The following is a 17,191-nucleotide window of genomic DNA, read 5'->3' as shown; positions in this document are numbered from 1 at the left end:
GCGCTTGATTAACCCTGCGCGCCACTTTCAGACGCGCACGCACTCCGGCAGGCAAACCGTCCGTTGAAAAAGCTCTGCGTCATTCCCGCCCGCGGCGGCTCCAAACGCATCCCGCGCAAGAACATCAAGCTGTTCCACGGCCAACCCATGGTTAGCTACTCGATTCGCGCGGCGCAAGCGTGCGGACTGTTCGACACCATTGTCGTATCGACCGATGACGACGACGTTGCCGAAGTGGCGCGCGCCCACGGCGCCGAGACGCCTTTCGTACGCCCGCCCGAACTCGGCAATGACCATATCGGCACCGATGCTGTCGTCGTCCACGCCATCAACTGGTTCCGCGACCAGGGTATGGTCTTCGACGCTGCGTGCTGCATCTACGCCACCGCCCCCCTGATCGATCCGGAACGGATTAAAAACGGCTGGGACCGCCTGTGCGAACCCGGCCGGCGATTCGCCTTCGCGGTGACGTCCTTCCCCTTCCCCATCCAGCGCGCCCTGAAACAGACACCCGACGGCAGCGTCGACATGTTCTGGCCGGAAAACCGCACAAAAAGGTCGCAGGACCTGGAACACGCCTATCACGACGCCGCACAGTTCTACTGGGGTTGGTCCGACGCCTGGCTGAACGGCGAAATCATCTTCTCGCCGATTTCAGCGCCGGTCATCCTCCCGCGCACGCACGTGGTCGATGTCGACACGCCCGAGGACTGGGAGGTCGCCGAGGTTACCTATCGAGTCCTCAAAGGACTTTAGTTCCTGTCGCATTTCCGAACGGCGAACCGCCAGAAGCGGTCTTTGGCACTTCACCTGGAAATGCTTTAATACCGCCCGAAGACGTCGCGCGAACCGCGTCCACGATAATCGTCATCGTGGCGATCGTCGTATCTGTCATCGTGACGATCATCATACCGGTCGTCGTGGTGCGCGTGGTGACACGGGCAGTCTTCGGAAAGAGCAAAGTTGCGGCGATCATCGTAATCACGCGACGACGACCGGTGATATTCGCGATAGTCGTCGCGGCTTTCCTCTTCCTCGACCACGATGGCGCGCGACGCGACCCGGGGTCCGGCATAGCGGACCTCGCGGCGGGCTTCGGTGACGCACGGCGGAGGCGGAGGTGGGGCATAGGCCGTCACGCACACCGAACGGCACGGCGCCTGAGGCGCGACATACCGGTCGGAGTCTTCATAGTATTCTTCACTGTAGCGCTCGTCCCGGGTTTCGGCGTACTCAGACGCCGTCTGGACATTCAGCCCACCACGGAACTCGCCACCGGCATAAGCTTCAGGCGTGCGGTAGACATCGCCGCCATAGACGCGCATCACGCCCTGGCCGTCATGCGAGCGCTGCCACGTCGCGGGGCGATAGCCGGAATGCGCCGCGCCGGCCGAAACCGCCAGTGGCAGGAGGGACAATACGAAGGCGGCAGAGATACCGAGAATGAGGGCGGGTCTGGTCATGTCGCAATCTCCTGATGGGCGCGCGTTAACCTATTACGCGCCCGCCAACGACTAAACCTTATTAACCATTTCCGCGAACTTATTATGTGCCGGAGCGATGTGCGGAAAAGTGCCAAGAAGCGTTTCTGGGGTTTTCCGCATAAACATCGCGACAAAGCAAACTACTCGACCGGGCTCTTCGATCCGGGAAATCCCGGCAGCGCCAGGTCAAATCGGATGGCAGCGGCGCGTAAGGCAAAAGCCCCGGCAAAGGCCACGAGTGCCGACGGCCAGAAGGCCAGGCCCAGTCCCTGCAGGGCCGCAAAGACTATGGCGCCCAGCAAAGCCGCCGTCACATAGATTTCCCGTCGCAGCAGCAGGTTGGGCTCACCCGCCAGGACGTCGCGGACAATGCCGCCAAACGTCGTCGTCAGAACGCCCATGATGACCGCCGACACCGCGGGCACCCCCAGGTTCAGTGCCTTGGCCGTACCAACCACCGCGAAGCCGGCCAGGCCAAGGGCATCGAGCCACAACAGGGCCCGAAACCGCCAACCCCGCTTGCCCATCAGCCAAACGATAACGGCGGTGGCAAGACTGACGATAATATAGCCGGGACGGTTGACCCAGAAGACCGGCGCTCCGATCAGCAAGTCGCGCAGCGTGCCACCGCCAACGCCGGTAATGGCCGCGAAAAAGCAGAAGGTGATGATATCGTGCTTGCGGTGCGCAGCCGCCAGCGCGCCCGTCGCCGCGAATACGGCAACGGCGGCGTAATCCAGCCAGAACAAAGCAGTTGTAAGCGCGTCCATGCCGCGCCATATCACAGGCGGTCGCTGTGTTCCAAAGGATAGTTCGATGCCTCAGAAGCCCGTTTTGCGTCTGCATGGCGCCTATCGCGACGATATCGGCGATCTTGTCACCCGCCGGCCCTTGCCGTCGCGCGAGTTGAACAATATCGGCGCCTTTCTGTTTCTCAATCACCACGGGCCGCAGACCTATCAGCCCAATAATCGCGGCCTGCCGTTTGGCCCGCACCCGCATCGCGGTTTTGAGACCGTGACCTTCATCCTCGAAGGCGAACTGGCGCACCGCGACTCGGCCGGCCATGAGAGCATTATCGAGGCTGGCGGCGTGCAGTGGATGACGGCCGGCAGCGGCCTGGTCCACGAGGAAGTTTCGCCCGAGCGTTTCAAGCGCAGCGGCGGGCCGATGGAAATCCTGCAGTTGTGGGTCAACCTGCCGGCGCGGCTGAAGATGACCGCGCCCGCCTATACCGGTGTGCAGCAGGAGGTCATCCCAACGATCTCAACCGATGAAGGCCGCGCCATGGTCAACCTGATCTCAGGCAACTGGCAGGGGCAGACCGGACCGATAACCTCGCTGACCGGCATCTTCATGACGACGCTTGCGCTCAAGGCAGAAGGCCGTGTCGTCTTCGAAGGCTTAAGCGGCCGCGACGTCTTCTTTTACGTGGCGCGCGGCGACGTAGCGGTGAACGGCGTCGATGCCGCCAAATGGCAACTGGTCGAATTCGGTGAGGGCGACCTGATCGATATCGAAGCTACAACGGAGTCGGTGGTACTGTTCGGCCATGCCGAGGCCCTTCGCGAACCCATCGTGGCCCATGGCCCGTTTGTTATGAACACGGCGCAGGAAATCCACCAGGCCTATGCTGACTATCAAGCTGGGAAGTTTGGCTGATGCGCGTCGAGCTGAAAAGCTTCCTGGATCAGCATGCGATTAGCCATCCAACGAGACTCGTCGGTATTGAACTCGCATCAAAGACGGTAAGTCTGAGCCTAGAAGGTTATCCCTGGTGGAAAAACGCTATTCAACCGACCTCTGACGGCCGGATACGCTTTGTATTTGAAGGCATTGAGTCCGGGCAGTTGGACTTGCAGGTCGTTAGCACCTTGAACGAAACTTACAGCAATGAAGTTCTTGAAGACTTTTCGATCACGGCTAATGAACCCGGTGATTGGACGGACAAGACGGAAGTTTCCATTATATGCCAATCAGCCTTGCCCGATCCTCTGGGCCTGTATGCGAGGATGCATAGCTTCCTTCAATATCACGACATCGCGTTAGGCCCGCGCGACGTCCTGAACTGCCCGCCGGGCAAACTCAGCCGGTTCGCGGTCCTTACCAGCAGTTCGCACTACGTTGTTGCCAAGGCGCCTCATAAAATCGCCGCTTTCATTTGCGCCGATCTCGATTCGCAGGCGGTGAGTTATTACCAACTGAAAGGAAGCAACCTCTTCTCTCCCAGATTTGTTGTGAGATGGTACGGCTCCATCTTTACCTGCGAAGCGGCGTTCGCCGAATTTGATTAGCCAATCATCTCGTCGCTGAGTGGTTCGCCGCGCGACAGGTCGCGGCTGGCCGTCTTGCCCAGCACGTCCCACAACCGTACAGGCGGCAGACCGAGGCCCGGGCGGATCGAGCGTACATTGTCCTTGGTCAGGGCCTCACCCTTCTTCACGTCCTGGACGACATAGAGCGAGCGCCGGAAGGTCTTGGAGGCGCGTTCGGATCCCAGCGTATCGTAATGGACGCGGCCAAGCGCCTTCCAGGCGTCCTTGCAGTCGCGCGTAAGCGCGGTGAACTCGGCCGGCTCGAGCGAGAAGCCCGAATCCGGACCGCCATCGGCGCGCGCCAGGGTGAAGTGCTTTTCGATCACCGACCCACCCAGCGCCACCGAAGCGACAGAAGCCGCGGTACCGAAGGTGTGGTCGGACAGGCCCGACACGCATTCGAACTTGCGGCCAAGATCGGGCACGGTGCGGACATTGGCGTCGGCGATATTAGCGGGGTATTCGCTGACACAATGCAGCAGGATGATCTCACCGGAACCATATTTGCGCGCGGTAGCGGCGGCAGCGGCAATTTCGGCGTCGTTGGCCATGCCGGTCGACATGATCAGCGGTTTGCCCTTCGACGCCGCATGGGCGACCAGCGGCAGGTCGATAAGTTCGAACGAGGCGATCTTGAAAGCCGGCGCGCCCAGGCTGTCGAGCAGGTCAACCGCCGTGTCGTCGAACGGCGACGAGAAAATGGTGACCCCACGGGCCTTTGCCCGCGCAAACAGGGCCGGGTGCCAGTCCCATGGCGTGTGGGCTTCATCGTAGAGGGCGTAAAGCGAATAGCCGTCCCATAAGCCCCCCTTCAGCTGGAACTCCGGACGATCGGATTTCAGCGTAATGGTGTCGGCCGTATAGGTCTGCAGCTTGATGGCGTCGCAGCCGGTATCGGCCGCAGCGTCGATCATGGTCAGTGCACGATCGAGGCTGCCATTATGGTTCCCCGACAGCTCGCAGATGATGTAGGGCGCGTGGTCAGCGCCGATCTTGCGGCCATCGATAGTGACTTCAAAGGCCATCCAACACCTCCTCCAAAGCCACGATCACCCGCTCCGGATCATCGTCGCCCATATCGGCATACAACGGCAGAGACACGGTGGTGCGGTAGTACTGGTCAGCCCCGGCCAGGTCGCGATTAGCCAGTGCGCGATCACGCCACCATGGCTGCCGGTGCACCGGGATGTAGTGAACCTGGGTGCCGATGCCTCGCGCCTTGAGACCCGCCGTAACTGCGGTGCGCGTCGTGCCCAAGGCTTCGAAATCAATGGTGACTGCGAACAGGTGGAAGGCCGGTCGCGTGCCGGCTTCAGGCGCAACCCACGCAACCGGAAGGTTGCGCTTTGCCAGTGCCGCCTGATAAGCACCTACCAATACTTCACGCCGCGCAAGAAAATGCGGCAGACGCTTAAGCTGTGAGATACCCAAGGCACAATTCAAATCCGGCAAACGATAGTTATAACCCAAGCCGTGCATCTCGTAGATCCACGGCCCGGTATCGTTATCGCCACCAAAACCCAGCCCCTCAAAACGCGACGGATCGCGCTCGATGCCGTGGCTGCGCAGGCTGCGCAACTGCCGCGCCAAAGCCGGATCATTCGTCGTGACCGCGCCGCCCTCACCCGTCGTCAGCGTCTTTACCGGGTGAAACGAGAAAACCGCCATGTCGGACTTTGCGCAAGCGCCAGCCTTGCCGTCGGGCCCATCAGTCCCAATGGCGTGACAGGCATCTTCGAGTAAGAAGGCATCGCGCTCAGCACAGACTTTCGAGATGTAGTCTAGTGCTACCGGTCGGCCCGAGTAGTGCACGGGTATAACCCCGGCAAAACGACGCTGAGGATGGTGCGTCTTGAGGACGTCGAGCGCCTCATCGAAAGTCGCGTCGGTCATCAGGCCGGTCGTCGGATCGACATCGGCGAACACGACCTGTGCGCCGCAGAAGGCGACGCAGTTGGCCGAGGCGGTAAAGGTTATGGACGGCACGACCACCGCGTCATTGGCCGTCAGGTTCTGTGTCAGGGCGGCGATATGCAGGGCCGCCGTGCCATTAGCCACGACCACCGCTTCCCTGGCGCCAACCGAGGTGGCGAGGTCGGCTTCGAAGCGGTCGACGCTGGGGCCGGTCGTCAGGTAGTCGGAACGCAGAACCTCGACGACCGCTTCGATATCGGCGTCGCTGATCGATTGTCGGCCATAAGGGAGGAAGCTACTCAAGATAGACCTTCATCATCGACTTGATACCGTCGGCATCGAGGCGCTCAGGATTGTTGTCGCTGGCATAGGAGAAGCCCTCGGGCACCTTCTTGATGCCGCGCACCTTGGCGAAGGACTTGCGGGTATATTCGGCGAATTCCGGCTCGATGACATAGCGGTCGTCGAGCTCGTAGGTCGAGCGCGAATCATCGGCCGAAATCATCATCTCGTGCAGCTTCTCGCCGGGGCGAATGCCGACAATGGTCTGCTTGTGCTTGGGCGCCATGGCGGTCGCCAGATCGGTCACCAGGGTCGCTGGAATCTTCGGCACGAAGATCTCACCGCCCTGGCTCAATTCCAGGCACGACAGCACGAAGGCGACGCCCTGGTCGAGCGATATCCAGAATCGCGTCATGCGGTCGTCGGTAATCGGCAGTTCCTTGGCGCCCTGGGCCAGCAGCCGCTTGAAGAAGGGCACCACCGAACCGCGTGAGCCGACAACATTGCCGTAGCGCACGACGCAGAAGCGCGTACCGATATCGCCCGACAGGTTGTTGGCGGCGACGAAGATCTTGTCAGACGCCAGCTTGGTCGCGCCGTAGAGGTTTATCGGCGAACACGCCTTGTCCGTCGACAGGGCCACGACACGCTGGACGCGGTTGGACAAACAGGCGGCCACAACGTTCTCGGCGCCGGTTATATTGGTCGCGATGCATTCCGATGGGTTATATTCGGCCGCCGGCACCTGTTTCAGAGCGGCCGCATGGATGACGATATCCACAGACCGGAAGGCGAGCTCAAGACGGTTGCGGTCGCGGACATCGCCGAGGAAAAAGCGCAGGCGCGCCATCTTGTCAGCGGGGAACATCTCTTCCAGCTCACCGCGCATCTCGTACTGCTTGAGCTCGTCACGCGACAGGATGATGATCTTCTTCGGATCGAAGTCGTTGAGCAGGGTCTGCACCATTTTGCGGCCGAAGCTGCCGGTGCCGCCGGTGATCAGGACGGTCTTGCCACGTACCGGATCGATCTGGGGTGCGAAATCACGAAGGGAGGGCGTGGTCATAGGTTCCTAACCCGAAACTGTTTGACCGGCATGGTGAATGATCGCGGCTAAAATGACGTTAATGGTCGTCACGCCTGTGCCGCCAAAAAAACAGCCCCGCATACCGCGGGGCTGTTCCTCTTTTCGGATTGGGCCGATGGACTTAGTCGACCATCGGACGCAGGGTGATTTCAACGCGGCGGTTCTTGGCACGGCCTTCGGCAGTGTCATTGCTGGCCACCGGAACGCGCTCGCCCATGCCGGCGATGTAGATGCGTTCGGACTTGACCTTGTGGTTGGACAGGTAGCCCGCCGCCGAGTTGGCGCGGCGTTCCGACAGGTCGAGGTTGAATTCGTCGCTGCCCTGGCTGTCGGCATGACCGACGACGTCGATATAGGTCGCCGGGTACTGGTTCAGGATCTGCGCAACCTCGTCCAGCACCGGGAAGAACCTGGCGTCGATATCGGCCGAGGCGGTCGAGAAGGTGACGTCCGACGGCATGTTGAGCACGATGGTGTCGCCAACGCGCTGCACCGACACACCGCTGCCACGCAGTTGGTCGCGCAGTTCCTGCTGCTGGCGGTCCATATAGTTGCCGACACCCGCGCCGGCCAGGGCGCCGATACCCGCGCCGATCATGGCGTTCTTGCGGGCCTGATCGCCCTTCTTGTTGGACAGGGCACCGACGGCGGCACCCACGCCGGCGCCAATCAGCGCACCGGTCTTGGTGCGGCTCGACACCTTCATGCCGCTGCTGTCTTCGATCGTCGTACAGCCGGCCAGAGCAAAGGCGGCCAGGGCGGAAACCATAATGAACTTACGCATAGGATTTGTCCTCTCACAAACAAATACTTACGCCGCTTGCGCGGCCATATTCCAAGTCGTGACTGCGATGAACGCAAAGGCCGGATAAAAAATCAGTGCTTTTCACCCGAAGCCTGTACCACAACGGCGAAGGTAGATCTTTTAAACTGAACGCAGCATGAAGGAGACTATATCGTCTGCGTTCACGACTTGGCATCGGCCTTCTTACACCGCCACACCGTTTGGGTTTCCGGCGGCATGTTCAAATAGCTTTGCGACAGCAGGCGAACCTTGACCAGGTTCTGGTTGAGCGCGGTCGCCGCACCGCTGCCGGCCTTGGACGCGCAGCGCAGGTCACCGAGCGCGTTGCGCTGTGTGACATATTCCTTGTGCAGATCGGGCTCAAGGCGGAACTCGCTGCGCTTGAACAGCTGGCCATCTGCCGACAGTTCCAGGCGCGCGGCCATCTGGGTGCCTTCATTGACGGCAAAACGCACCAGGGTGCCGTCGGTTTGGCGCTCATAGGCGGTCTTGCCGCTGACGCAGGCATTCTGGGCGTCGAAATCGAACTCGATCGGTCCGGCGGCGGCGATCGGATTGGGCGAAGCCGCAGAATCGACCGTGCAGGCCATATGGACGACGCCGGCGGGCGCCGCAGTAGCAGCCAAAGGCGCCGTCAGCCGGCGGGCTGTATCGCGGTCCTTGACCAGCAGGAATGCGACGGCAGCGATGATGACTAGGCCCAGTGCGATCCAGCCCCACGGAATGGGATGCTTGACGCCCGGCACCTTGACCTTCTTGTCGAGCATGCTCTGCGCCGGCTTGGCCTTGGGCGCCGCCTCGTTCGAGAAAGCGGTGGGGGCGACGTCGCGCTCCTTCATATGGATCTCGTGGCGGTGGCGCATTTCGCGGCGGATAATCAGCCCGATCAGGATCAGGACCAGAACCGACAGCAGGACCAGCGTCCCCAGTTGCCAGCGTTCAAGCGCAGCGCGGTCGGTTTCCGCCTTGCGCTGCTCTTCGACGCGGGCGGCCTGGGCCTCGGCAGCGGCGGCCAGCGCGTTGGTCAGGGCGTCATCCTTGACGATCTCGTCTTCGCTCTTGGCGTAGCAAGGTTTGGCCGCCATAGACGGCGTCACGCCGGCCGAGGCCAGGAAGGTCTGGACCGCGGTCACGCGCGTCGCGACATATTGGCCCGTGGCGATGTCGAGATCACCGCCGGCCGACATGGTGGATGGCGCCGTCCAGGTGTTGACGCCAACGACCTGTCCGCATTCGTTCATCAGCGGCCCGCCGGAATTGCCGTGATTGATGGGCGCCGTGTGGAACAGGGTGTCGATGCGGCTGCCGTCCGGATTGGTCGATGCGAACAGCGCGATCGAGCCCTGCGTCACATAGGCGTCGCTCGGCTCCAGCAGTTGCGTGCCTGAGCGGTTGAGCAGGTGGTCGGTCGCGTCGGGATAGCCCATCGACACGACGCGTTCATTCTTGTTGGGCTTGGCGAACAGCTTGAGCGGCGGGATCTTGAGCCCGTCAGCGCGCAGCAGGGCCAGATCACCCTCGGTCCAGGTCTTGACCAGCTCGACGCGCTGATAGCCGGCGCCGGCGTCCTTGTGCGGCACGATATAGACATCGGCGCTCGATGCTTCGGCCGGGACTTCGACGACGTGATAGTTAGTGATGATATAGCCGGGCGCCACGACGAAGCCCGAGCCCATGCCGACCGAATCGAGCGGTGTGCCGCCATAGCCACGATAAACGACCAGGACGCGCACAACCGACTGCTCGGCAGTCTGGAGCGCCTTGGTCGAATTGACGGGTTGCAGGTCCGGGTTGACGATCGGGGTGGCCGAAGCGCTGGTCTTGGCGTCGTCGGCAGCCGCGTGATGGTTGAGGCCGATGCCGATGATTACGCCCAGGCAAAGCACCAGCGCAAGCGCGATCCAGCGCGCTTTCACACTTGTTCGACCTGCGTCTGAACTGGACGCCACTGACACTATTCCCACTCTGTCCCGGCTCAGTGCGTGATCACACTATATGCCCATCCCCACGCTTTGACCGAAAGCGTGTTTAGGATTGGTTAATAGCGGAGTTCTGTGACAAAATCACCCCTCAAGCGCTGCTTTTGAGTAACTGTGGCATAATAGATGTTGCCCTATGCTACGGCTTGCCTTCGGCGGGTTGCGGCGCTAAGCGGAGCTTCCGTTTTTTTGTAAGGACCGCTCATGTCCGTCTCTGCCATTCCGCCCGTCCCGCTCGCCCTCTACGATGAGGATTTCGCTGCCTTTTCCGCCCAGCTTGGCGCGGCATTCGAGCGCTACGGCTTTGCGGTTCTGGGCGGACATGGACTGGACCCGCAACTGCTCGACCGCGCGCTGGCCGCTACCAAGGCCTTCTTCGCCTTGCCGGAAGAGGTCAAGCACGCCTATCACGTCAAGGGCAAGGGCGGCGCGCGCGGCTATACGCCGTTCGGTATCGAGACCGCCAAAGGTCACACCCACCACGACCTGAAGGAGTTCTGGCACACCGGCCGCGAACTGCCCGAAGGCCATGCGTATCGCGACTTCATGCCGGACAATGTCTGGCCGGCCGAGGTCGCCGACTTCCATGACAGCGTGCTGGCGCTTTACGAAGACCTCGATGCCCTCGGCAAGAAGGTCCTACGCGCCATTGCGCTCTATCTCAAACTCGATCCCGGCTTTTTCGAAGACAAGGTCGATCGCGGCAATTCGGTGCTGCGCCTGTTGCACTACCCGCCGGTGACATCGGCGGGCGAATCCGTGCGCGCCGGCGCCCACGGCGATATCAATGTCATTACCCTGCTGCTCGGCGCCGAAGAGCCCGGCCTGCAGATCCTCGACCGCGACGGCCAATGGCTGCCGATCACCCCGCCGGAAAACTGCATCGTCTGCAATATCGGCGATATGCTGTCGCGTCTGACCAATGGCGTCTTGCCGTCGACCCAGCACCGCGTCATCAATCCGGCCGAGGCGCGCAAGGACTTCGCGCGCTATTCGACGCCGTTCTTCCTGCACTTCAATCCGCCGTATGTGATTGAGACCCTGGAAAACTGCGTCTCGGAAGACCGCCCGAACCAGTTCCCCGAGCCCATTACGGCAGAGGACTTCCTGCAGCAGCGTCTGCGCGAAATCAAGCTGGCTTAACCTGATCTAACCAGGCATCGAACGCCTTTCGCCGATGGCGGCTGAGCGGCAGGCTGAGGCCCGTCACCAGTTCGACCTTGTCGTTGCGCGTGTCCTTGATGGCCGTATCCGCGACCCAATGCGAGCGATGAATCTGAAAGCCATGCGGCAGTTGGGCGACGGCTTCGGCCATGGTCATCAGGATCAGCGCCTCGCCCTTCGGCGTATGGACGCGCAGATAGTGATCTTCCGACGACAGGGCCAGGATCGGCTGAGTGCGCAAACCGCGCGGCAGCCGCGCGTGAAAGGCTGGCGCCTCTTGGACTACCTCAGGCGGCATCTCGACCTGGCCGCCTTCGCGGATACGTTGCCACGACAGGGCCAGGCTAATCACGCGGAAGATCAGCGTCATCAGCAGGTTCTGCCAGATCAGGCTGACCGGCTGGACATTGGTCACGACACCGGGAGCGAACAGGCTGAGGCTTCCATAGACGACCGCAGCGCCCGGAAGCGTCAGGCCCAGATCGACGCACAAAGCCGCCCATAGCGGCCAGTAGCCCTGAAAGAAGCGCCGCGCCACGTCGTAGGATAGGATCAGCGAGCAGCCGCCGATCAGCGTCACACACAGGACAAAGTGACCGATCCGATCGGCGATCGTCATGCCGGTATAGCTGCCGAACGGGCCAATCAGCCCCAGGATAATGCCGGCCACCGGCATCCAGATCAGCGCCTGCCAGCGCAGCAGCGGCGCCGAACGATAGGTCAGCAGCGACATCGACATCCCCCGGAAAAGCCACTGGCGAAACAAAGCCGCCACTGGCGCATGAAAGCCACCACCGGCGAAAACACGGCAGACTTAGCGGTCCTCTGGCGGCTAGGCAAGACCGGTCAACCACGCCAATCCAGGGGAAGCCCACATGTTCAAACACATTATCCGGGGACTGATCATTACACCGGTCGTCATGGCAACTGTCGCCGCAGGTGTTCTGATCTTTACCGCGCCGAAGTCACCACCGCCGATCGCCGCCATTGAAAGCGCCAGCGATCCGATGGCCGCCTTTGCCATGCAACAGCCACCGGCCCAGTATCTGACGGCGCGCGACGGCGCCAGGCTGTCGTACCGCCTCTATCCTGGCAAACCCGGCGGTGGTGTGGTTGTAGCTGTTCACGGCTCGTCCGGCACCACGGTCGCCATGCAGGGCGTGGCCAGTACGCTGTCGGCGCGCGGCGCCACCGTCTATTCGATCGACCTGCGCGGTCATGGCCTGAGCAAGGGCCCGGAAGGCCGCTTGGGCGATGTCGTCTATCGCGGCCAGTACGAGGATGACATTGCCGACTTCGCCAAACTGGCGGCACGCGAACATCCCGGTGAGAAGCGCCTGCTCGTCGGGCACTCCATGGGCGGGGCGACGATCCTGCGCACCGCCGGTCTGCCCGCCTATGCAAAGAATTTCGACGGCTATCTGGCCCTATCGCCGCTGATCGCACCGGGATCGGCGATGGACCGCCCCAACCAGGGTGGCTGGACCTCGGTCAGCGTGCCGCGCATCGTGGTGTTGAGCATCCTCAACCGCTTTGGCATTTCAGCTTTCGATCACATGACGGTTCTGGCCATGGCCGTGCCGGAAACCGACAATAACCTGCGTCCGCGCAGCTATTCGCACGCGCTGCTGGCCTCGGCCAACCTGCCGCGCCCCTGGCAACCCACGATCGCCGCCATCACAGCGCCGACGCGTGTCCTGATCGGCGCCAATGACGAACTGTTCCGTGCCGAAGCCTATCCGGCGGAACTGGGCAAGGTGAATGCGCATATCCCCGTGACACTCCTGCCTGGTGTTGGCCATATGGGCATGGTCTATCAGCCGGAAGCGCTGGAAGTCGTCGGAAACACGGCAGGGGAAATGTTGGCGAAGTAGAAAAACGTCCGGGGCGTGGGGTCCGCGCCCCCCCAAACCTTCATTTTTCAATAGAAAAGCCTGGCCTTTTGGGGCCAGGCTTTTCTTTTTAATGGGAAGTCTTGGGGCCGCAGGCCCCAAACCCGACGTTATCGCGCTACGCCGAACGCACCTGCGCCAGAAAGGCGTTGACCTGATAACGCAGCTGTTCCGCCTGTTGCGCCAGTTCCGAGGAGGCACTCAGCACTTGTGAAGCCCCAGTCCCCGTCTCTTCCGCCATCCGGGCCACGCCCGTAATGTTCATTGTGACTTCCGTCGTGCCGACCGACGCCTGATTGACGGCGTGAACAATTTCATTGGTCGCCCCGCCCTGCTGCTCGACGGCGGCCGCGATGGTCGACGACGACTCGTTGATGATGCGGATGGTGGTGGAGATATTCTCGATCGCCGTGACGGCCTTGTCTGTCGTTGACTGGATGGCGGCGATCTGCTGGTTAATGTCATCGGTCGCCTTGGCCGTCTGTTGCGCCAGAGTCTTGACCTCGGACGCCACGACCGCGAAGCCACGACCGGCCTCACCGGCGCGCGCCGATTCGATGGTCGCATTCAGCGCCAGGAGGTTGGTCTGGGCGGCAATGCCGGAAATCATGTCGACAATACTGGTGATCCGGCCGGCAGCTTCCGACAGTTCATACACAATGGCCATGGTCGTATCTGCTTCGGTCACAGCCTCACGGGCCTTGGTCAGCGAATGCTCGACCTGACGGCTGATCTCGGACACCGAAGCGCCGAGCTCTTCCGCAGCCCCCGCCACCGAAGTGACATTGGTGCCGGCTTCTTCGGCTGCCACAGATACCGAGCGTGCCTGAGAGGCTGATTCCTGCGCTGTAGACGTCAGTTGTTGCGCCGTCGCCTGCATTTCGGTCGCGGCCGAAGATACCATCTCAACAATGCCGCCAACCGCGCCTTCGAACTGTGCGGCCAGACCATTCATTGCTTCCTGACGTTGACGGGCCTGTTCACCCCGGGCATCGCGTTCGCGCTCGGCGTCCTGCTCGGCCTTGCCCCGCAGGCTTTCGCGGAAGGTCATCACCGCCTTGCCGATCGTACCGACCTCATCCGAACGTCGGGCTTCGGGGACATCAGCATTGTGATCGCCGGCAGCCATGCGTTCGATCACACGGCCAAGATTGCCAAGCGGTGCTCCGACCATACGGCTGACCAATACATACAGCGCGACAACCGCTCCCAGGATGCTGATCAACGAGATGATGATCATGTTGCGGATGCTGGCATTGATGTCAGCATTCAGGGTTGCCATCGGCACTTCGACGACAACTGCCCATGTGTCTTTCGTCTCGCCAGCCGCAATCGGTACCGCCAGATAACGCCAGGCCTTGCCGTCAAGGCCCTTGCCATCGAACGAGACCTGCTTGCCGGTGGTGATCGCTTCCTTGGCAGCGCGCGCGGTGTCAGCGTCTATGCCGGCCAGAGGCTTTCCAAGTGCCTTGGCGTCCGGATAACTGATCGCCAGCCCACCGGCAGAGACCAGTGCCACGAAACCAGTGCCGAACGGCTTTGCCTTTGCCAACTCTGCATTGAGGCTGCTGAGATCGATATCGACGCCGGAAATACCGATGAACTGCCCGTCAACCTTCAACGGATGAGTAAATGAGGTCAGCAGGACGTCCTTGCCCGCGACAGGGTAAATATACGGCTCAATGGCCACCGCGCGACCTTCCGTTTTCGGCCGCTGATAATAGTCTCCGGCCCCCGGCTTGTCATAGTCGGCAAGCACCTCGCGAATGATGGTGCCCGAGCCACGGTTCCAGTAGGAGATAAACCGGCCAGAGGCATCAGAGCCGCTGACATTGGCATTGTCGGCATCCTTGCCGTCAAGCGCATTGGGCTCATAGGCGGAGTAGGTGCCGATAAGCTCGGTATTACGCTCCAGAACGGATCTGAGCAGAGTGTCCTGGGTGGTGCGGCTGATCGCACCGCTCTGTTTCAGCGCCAGAGCGGCCGAACCGATCTCTTCGGCAGCCTTGGCGGCCGTGTCCAGACGGCGCGACACGGCCTGAGCCTGACTTGCGGCCACATTCGCCTGGATCTCGTCGTTCTGTTTGTGCAGTGCCTCGGCGCTCTGACTGGTGATCACGAAGGCGCCGATACCGAACACGGCCGAAAGCGCCAGACCACCAAAAGCCGCGAGTTTAAGCGGGAGCGATTTTGCGAACATGGCTTTACCCCAGGTGTACTTATACACTTGGGTAGCGGATCATGGTTACCATAGACTTAAACGTGTGAACACGAATAGCTTATGGGCGTGGGGTCCGCGACCCCACAAACCCCGGAACTTATCCGTGTTTACGCCTCCCAGCCGCACGTCTGTCCCTTGTTCTGCTCCTGCAGCCACGCATCCAGCGGCGCGAAATAGTCGAGCACCGCCTTGGCGTCCATCTCACGCGTGCCCGTAAAGGCTTCCAGCGCATCCGGCCAAGGCTTCGACTGGCCCATTTCCAGCATGTTCTCCAGCCGCTCGCCGACAGCCTTTTCGCCGTAGATCGAACAACGGTGCAGCGGCCCCTTCCAGCCGGTCTGCGCGCACGCCGCCTGCTGGAACTGGAACTGCAGCACATGCGCCAGGAAATAGCGCGTATAGGGCACCGACGCCGGCACGTGGTACTTGGCGCCCGGATCGAAGCTGGAGGCCGGACGTTCACCCGGCGGCATCAGGCCCTGGTACTGATTGATCAGCTCCCACCAGCGCTGGTTATACTCCGCCTCGGTGATCTTGCCCGAGAAGGCTTCCCAGCGCCAGCGGTCGACCATTATGCCGAACGGCAGGAAGGCGACCTTCTGCAGCGCCATCTTGAGCAGGAACGGAATGTCCTCGGACTCGGCCGGCACCTTGTCCAGCAGGCCGATCTGGTTGAGATAGGTCGGAGTCACCGAGCTCAGGCCGACGAAATCGCCGATCGCTTCGTGGAAACCGTCATTGGCGCCGTTCTTGAACAGATAAGGCTGGTCCATATAGGCCCGCTGATAGTAGTTGTGACCCAGCTCGTGGTGGACGGTATAGAAGTCCTCGGCATTGACCTGGGTGCACATCTTGATGCGCAGGTCTTCGCGGTTATCAACGTCCCAGGCCGAAGCATGGCAAACGACTTCGCGGTCCTTGGGACGGACGATCTGCGACCGCTCCCAGAAGGTCTGCGGCAGCGGCTTCAGCCCCAACGAAGTGTAGAAACCCTCACCCGTCTTGACCAGCTTGACCTCGGTATACTTCTTGTTGGTCAGCAGCTTGTCGAAATTGTAGCTCGACCGGATCGTCTTCGGCGCCACAACGTCATAGATGTTCGACCAGTCCTGGGCCCACATATTGCCGAGCAGGTCGGCGCGGATCGGCCCGGTCTTGGGCTGGACCATGTCGCCGTACTTTTCGTTCAGCTTGCGACGCGTGAAGCAGTGCAGGTTGTTATAGAACGGCTTGATCTGGCCCCAGAGACGATCCGTTTCGGCGGCAAAGGCATCGGGCTCCATGTCGTAGCCTGACCGCCACAGGGCGCCGGTGTCCTTATAGCCCAGGCCCTGCGCACCGGTATTGGCCGCGGCGACCAGCCTGGTGTAGTCGGACTTCATCGGACGGGCGATGCCCATCCAGCCTTCCCACATGGCGCGTGTCATGACCGGATCGCGGCTGGTCGCCATCACATTCGACGCATCCGTCAGGTTATAGGTCTTCTGCTTGTAGCTGAACTTGCCCGTCGAGTAGATCGAATCGAGCTTGGTCGTCAGGCCCGCCAGTTCCTCGGCCGCGCCCGGACGATCGGCTGCCGGCAGGACCTGCGACAGACGCAGCAGATCCAGCTTGCGCCGGGTATCGGCATCGACCGCGACATCGTTGAACTTGGCGGCGCCCAGAGCCAGCTTGACGGTCGCTTCTGTCAGCGCCGCATTGGCCTTGGTCTCCAGCCATTCGGTGTCGTGGATGATATAGGTCGCCCGCGCCCACTGCGCGTGGTTGGCGGCTTCGCTCAAGGCTGCCAGTTGCGCTTCGGCGTCATCGGCATAGGCCTTGGCTTCGGCAGCGGTTGGCTTTGCGGGCGCCGGAGGCGTTGTATCCTGCGCGACCGGCTTTGGCGTCTCAGTCACCGGGGCAGGGGTCGTGTTCGACGTGGTGGCACAACCGGTAAGCAGCGCGATACACGCCGCCGACAATAACAGATGCTTCATGACAGCCCTCATTTCCGCAATGGTTAATTGGCGGGAAGGGAAGGCTATTTCTGAATAAGCGTCAAGGGAGAA

15 protein-coding genes are annotated in these 17,191 nt (G+C 61.5%); 5 read left to right on the top strand and 10 right to left on the bottom strand.

Annotated elements, in window-relative coordinates; genetic code table 11:
* The first annotated feature begins 63 nt into the window (after positions 1-63).
* On the top strand, positions 64-756 hold the full coding sequence (pseF, locus tag AC1DON_RS09045) for a pseudaminic acid cytidylyltransferase (protein ID WP_476934461.1): 693 nt from the start codon (positions 64-66) through the stop codon (positions 754-756).
* A 65-nt stretch (positions 757-821) separates the two neighbouring features.
* Here pseF and AC1DON_RS09040 read toward each other — a convergent pair whose 3' ends face one another.
* Positions 822-1,463: a hypothetical protein gene (locus AC1DON_RS09040; RefSeq protein ID WP_476934460.1), complete on the bottom strand. Its 642-nt coding sequence runs from the start codon at positions 1,461-1,463 to the stop codon at positions 822-824.
* Positions 1,464-1,624: 161 nt separating this feature from the next.
* Positions 1,625-2,254, bottom strand: coding sequence for a trimeric intracellular cation channel family protein (locus tag AC1DON_RS09035; protein ID WP_476934459.1), 630 nt, complete (start codon positions 2,252-2,254; stop codon positions 1,625-1,627).
* A gap of 46 nt (positions 2,255-2,300) precedes the next feature.
* Between AC1DON_RS09035 and AC1DON_RS09030 the strand changes: the two genes are divergently transcribed.
* Positions 2,301-3,146: a pirin family protein gene (locus AC1DON_RS09030; protein ID WP_476934458.1), complete on the top strand. Its 846-nt coding sequence runs from the start codon at positions 2,301-2,303 to the stop codon at positions 3,144-3,146.
* A complete protein-coding gene (locus AC1DON_RS09025) occupies positions 3,146-3,778 on the top strand; it encodes a hypothetical protein (protein WP_476934457.1) in 633 nt (210 codons plus the stop codon). Before AC1DON_RS09030 ends, AC1DON_RS09025 begins: the two co-directional genes overlap by 1 nt.
* Here the strand turns inward: AC1DON_RS09025 and pseI are convergent.
* From pseI to AC1DON_RS09000, 5 genes are all read right to left on the bottom strand, one after another.
* Positions 3,775-4,824 carry a pseudaminic acid synthase gene (gene pseI / locus AC1DON_RS09020; RefSeq protein WP_476934456.1) on the bottom strand — a complete coding sequence of 350 codons (1,050 nt, stop codon included), beginning with the start codon at positions 4,822-4,824 and terminating at the stop codon, positions 3,775-3,777. The genes AC1DON_RS09025 and pseI overlap by 4 nt on opposite strands.
* A complete protein-coding gene (gene pseC / locus AC1DON_RS09015) occupies positions 4,814-6,016 on the bottom strand; it encodes a UDP-4-amino-4,6-dideoxy-N-acetyl-beta-L-altrosamine transaminase (RefSeq protein ID WP_476934455.1) in 1,203 nt (400 codons plus the stop codon). The genes pseI and pseC overlap by 11 nt, the downstream gene beginning before the upstream one ends.
* Positions 6,009-7,061 (bottom strand): UDP-N-acetylglucosamine 4,6-dehydratase (inverting), encoded by a 1,053-nt coding sequence (gene pseB, locus AC1DON_RS09010; protein WP_476934454.1) that lies wholly within the window; start codon positions 7,059-7,061, stop codon positions 6,009-6,011. Before pseB ends, pseC begins: the two co-directional genes overlap by 8 nt.
* A gap of 142 nt (positions 7,062-7,203) precedes the next feature.
* Positions 7,204-7,866 (bottom strand): YiaD family glycine zipper/OmpA-like lipoprotein, encoded by a 663-nt coding sequence (locus AC1DON_RS09005; protein ID WP_476934453.1) that lies wholly within the window; start codon positions 7,864-7,866, stop codon positions 7,204-7,206.
* A 182-nt stretch (positions 7,867-8,048) separates the two neighbouring features.
* A complete protein-coding gene (locus AC1DON_RS09000) occupies positions 8,049-9,803 on the bottom strand; it encodes a S1C family serine protease (RefSeq protein WP_476934452.1) in 1,755 nt (584 codons plus the stop codon).
* Between the two features lie 267 nt (positions 9,804-10,070).
* On the opposite strand from AC1DON_RS09000, the gene AC1DON_RS08995 reads away from it, so the two are divergent.
* Positions 10,071-11,009, top strand: coding sequence for an isopenicillin N synthase family dioxygenase (locus AC1DON_RS08995; RefSeq protein WP_476934451.1), 939 nt, complete (start codon positions 10,071-10,073; stop codon positions 11,007-11,009).
* Here AC1DON_RS08995 and AC1DON_RS08990 read toward each other — a convergent pair.
* Positions 10,996-11,763, bottom strand: coding sequence for a LytTR family DNA-binding domain-containing protein (locus AC1DON_RS08990; protein ID WP_476934450.1), 768 nt, complete (start codon positions 11,761-11,763; stop codon positions 10,996-10,998). The genes AC1DON_RS08995 and AC1DON_RS08990 overlap by 14 nt on opposite strands.
* Before the next feature lie 142 nt (positions 11,764-11,905).
* On the opposite strand from AC1DON_RS08990, the gene AC1DON_RS08985 reads away from it, so the two are divergent.
* Positions 11,906-12,904 (top strand): alpha/beta fold hydrolase, encoded by a 999-nt coding sequence (locus tag AC1DON_RS08985; RefSeq protein WP_476934449.1) that lies wholly within the window; start codon positions 11,906-11,908, stop codon positions 12,902-12,904.
* A 136-nt stretch (positions 12,905-13,040) separates the two neighbouring features.
* On the opposite strand, the gene AC1DON_RS08980 is transcribed toward AC1DON_RS08985, so the two are convergent.
* Both AC1DON_RS08980 and AC1DON_RS08975 read right to left on the bottom strand, forming a co-directional pair.
* Positions 13,041-15,122, bottom strand: a complete 2,082-nt coding sequence (locus AC1DON_RS08980) for a methyl-accepting chemotaxis protein (RefSeq protein WP_476934448.1) — start codon at positions 15,120-15,122, stop codon at positions 13,041-13,043.
* Positions 15,123-15,250: 128 nt separating this feature from the next.
* Positions 15,251-17,119, bottom strand: coding sequence for a M2 family metallopeptidase (locus AC1DON_RS08975; RefSeq protein WP_476934447.1), 1,869 nt, complete (start codon positions 17,117-17,119; stop codon positions 15,251-15,253).
* Between the last annotated feature and the right edge of the window lie 72 nt (positions 17,120-17,191).

It is taken from the genome of Asticcacaulis sp. P4_H10 (assembly GCF_056400965.1).
This window is presented reverse-complemented; position numbering and strand designations above follow the sequence as displayed.

Bases quoted from the DNA above. Each gene is read 5' to 3' on its own strand.
- pseB (WP_476934454.1), bottom strand. From the start codon at position 7,061: ATGACCACGCCCTCCCTTCGTGATTTCGCACCCCAGATCGATCCGGTA.
- AC1DON_RS09035 (WP_476934459.1), bottom strand. From the start codon at position 2,254: ATGGACGCGCTTACAACTGCTTTGTTCTGGCTGGATTACGCCGCCGTT.
- AC1DON_RS08980 (WP_476934448.1), bottom strand. From the start codon at position 15,122: ATGTTCGCAAAATCGCTCCCGCTTAAACTCGCGGCTTTTGGTGGTCTG.
- AC1DON_RS09025 (WP_476934457.1), top strand. From the start codon at position 3,146: ATGCGCGTCGAGCTGAAAAGCTTCCTGGATCAGCATGCGATTAGCCAT.
- AC1DON_RS09005 (WP_476934453.1), bottom strand. From the start codon at position 7,866: ATGCGTAAGTTCATTATGGTTTCCGCCCTGGCCGCCTTTGCTCTGGCC.
- AC1DON_RS08975 (WP_476934447.1), bottom strand. From the start codon at position 17,119: ATGAAGCATCTGTTATTGTCGGCGGCGTGTATCGCGCTGCTTACCGGT.
- AC1DON_RS08995 (WP_476934451.1), top strand. From the start codon at position 10,071: ATGTCCGTCTCTGCCATTCCGCCCGTCCCGCTCGCCCTCTACGATGAG.
- AC1DON_RS09040 (WP_476934460.1), bottom strand. From the start codon at position 1,463: ATGACCAGACCCGCCCTCATTCTCGGTATCTCTGCCGCCTTCGTATTG.
- AC1DON_RS09030 (WP_476934458.1), top strand. From the start codon at position 2,301: ATGCCTCAGAAGCCCGTTTTGCGTCTGCATGGCGCCTATCGCGACGAT.
- pseI (WP_476934456.1), bottom strand. From the start codon at position 4,824: ATGGCCTTTGAAGTCACTATCGATGGCCGCAAGATCGGCGCTGACCAC.
- AC1DON_RS08985 (WP_476934449.1), top strand. From the start codon at position 11,906: ATGTTCAAACACATTATCCGGGGACTGATCATTACACCGGTCGTCATG.
- AC1DON_RS08990 (WP_476934450.1), bottom strand. From the start codon at position 11,763: ATGTCGCTGCTGACCTATCGTTCGGCGCCGCTGCTGCGCTGGCAGGCG.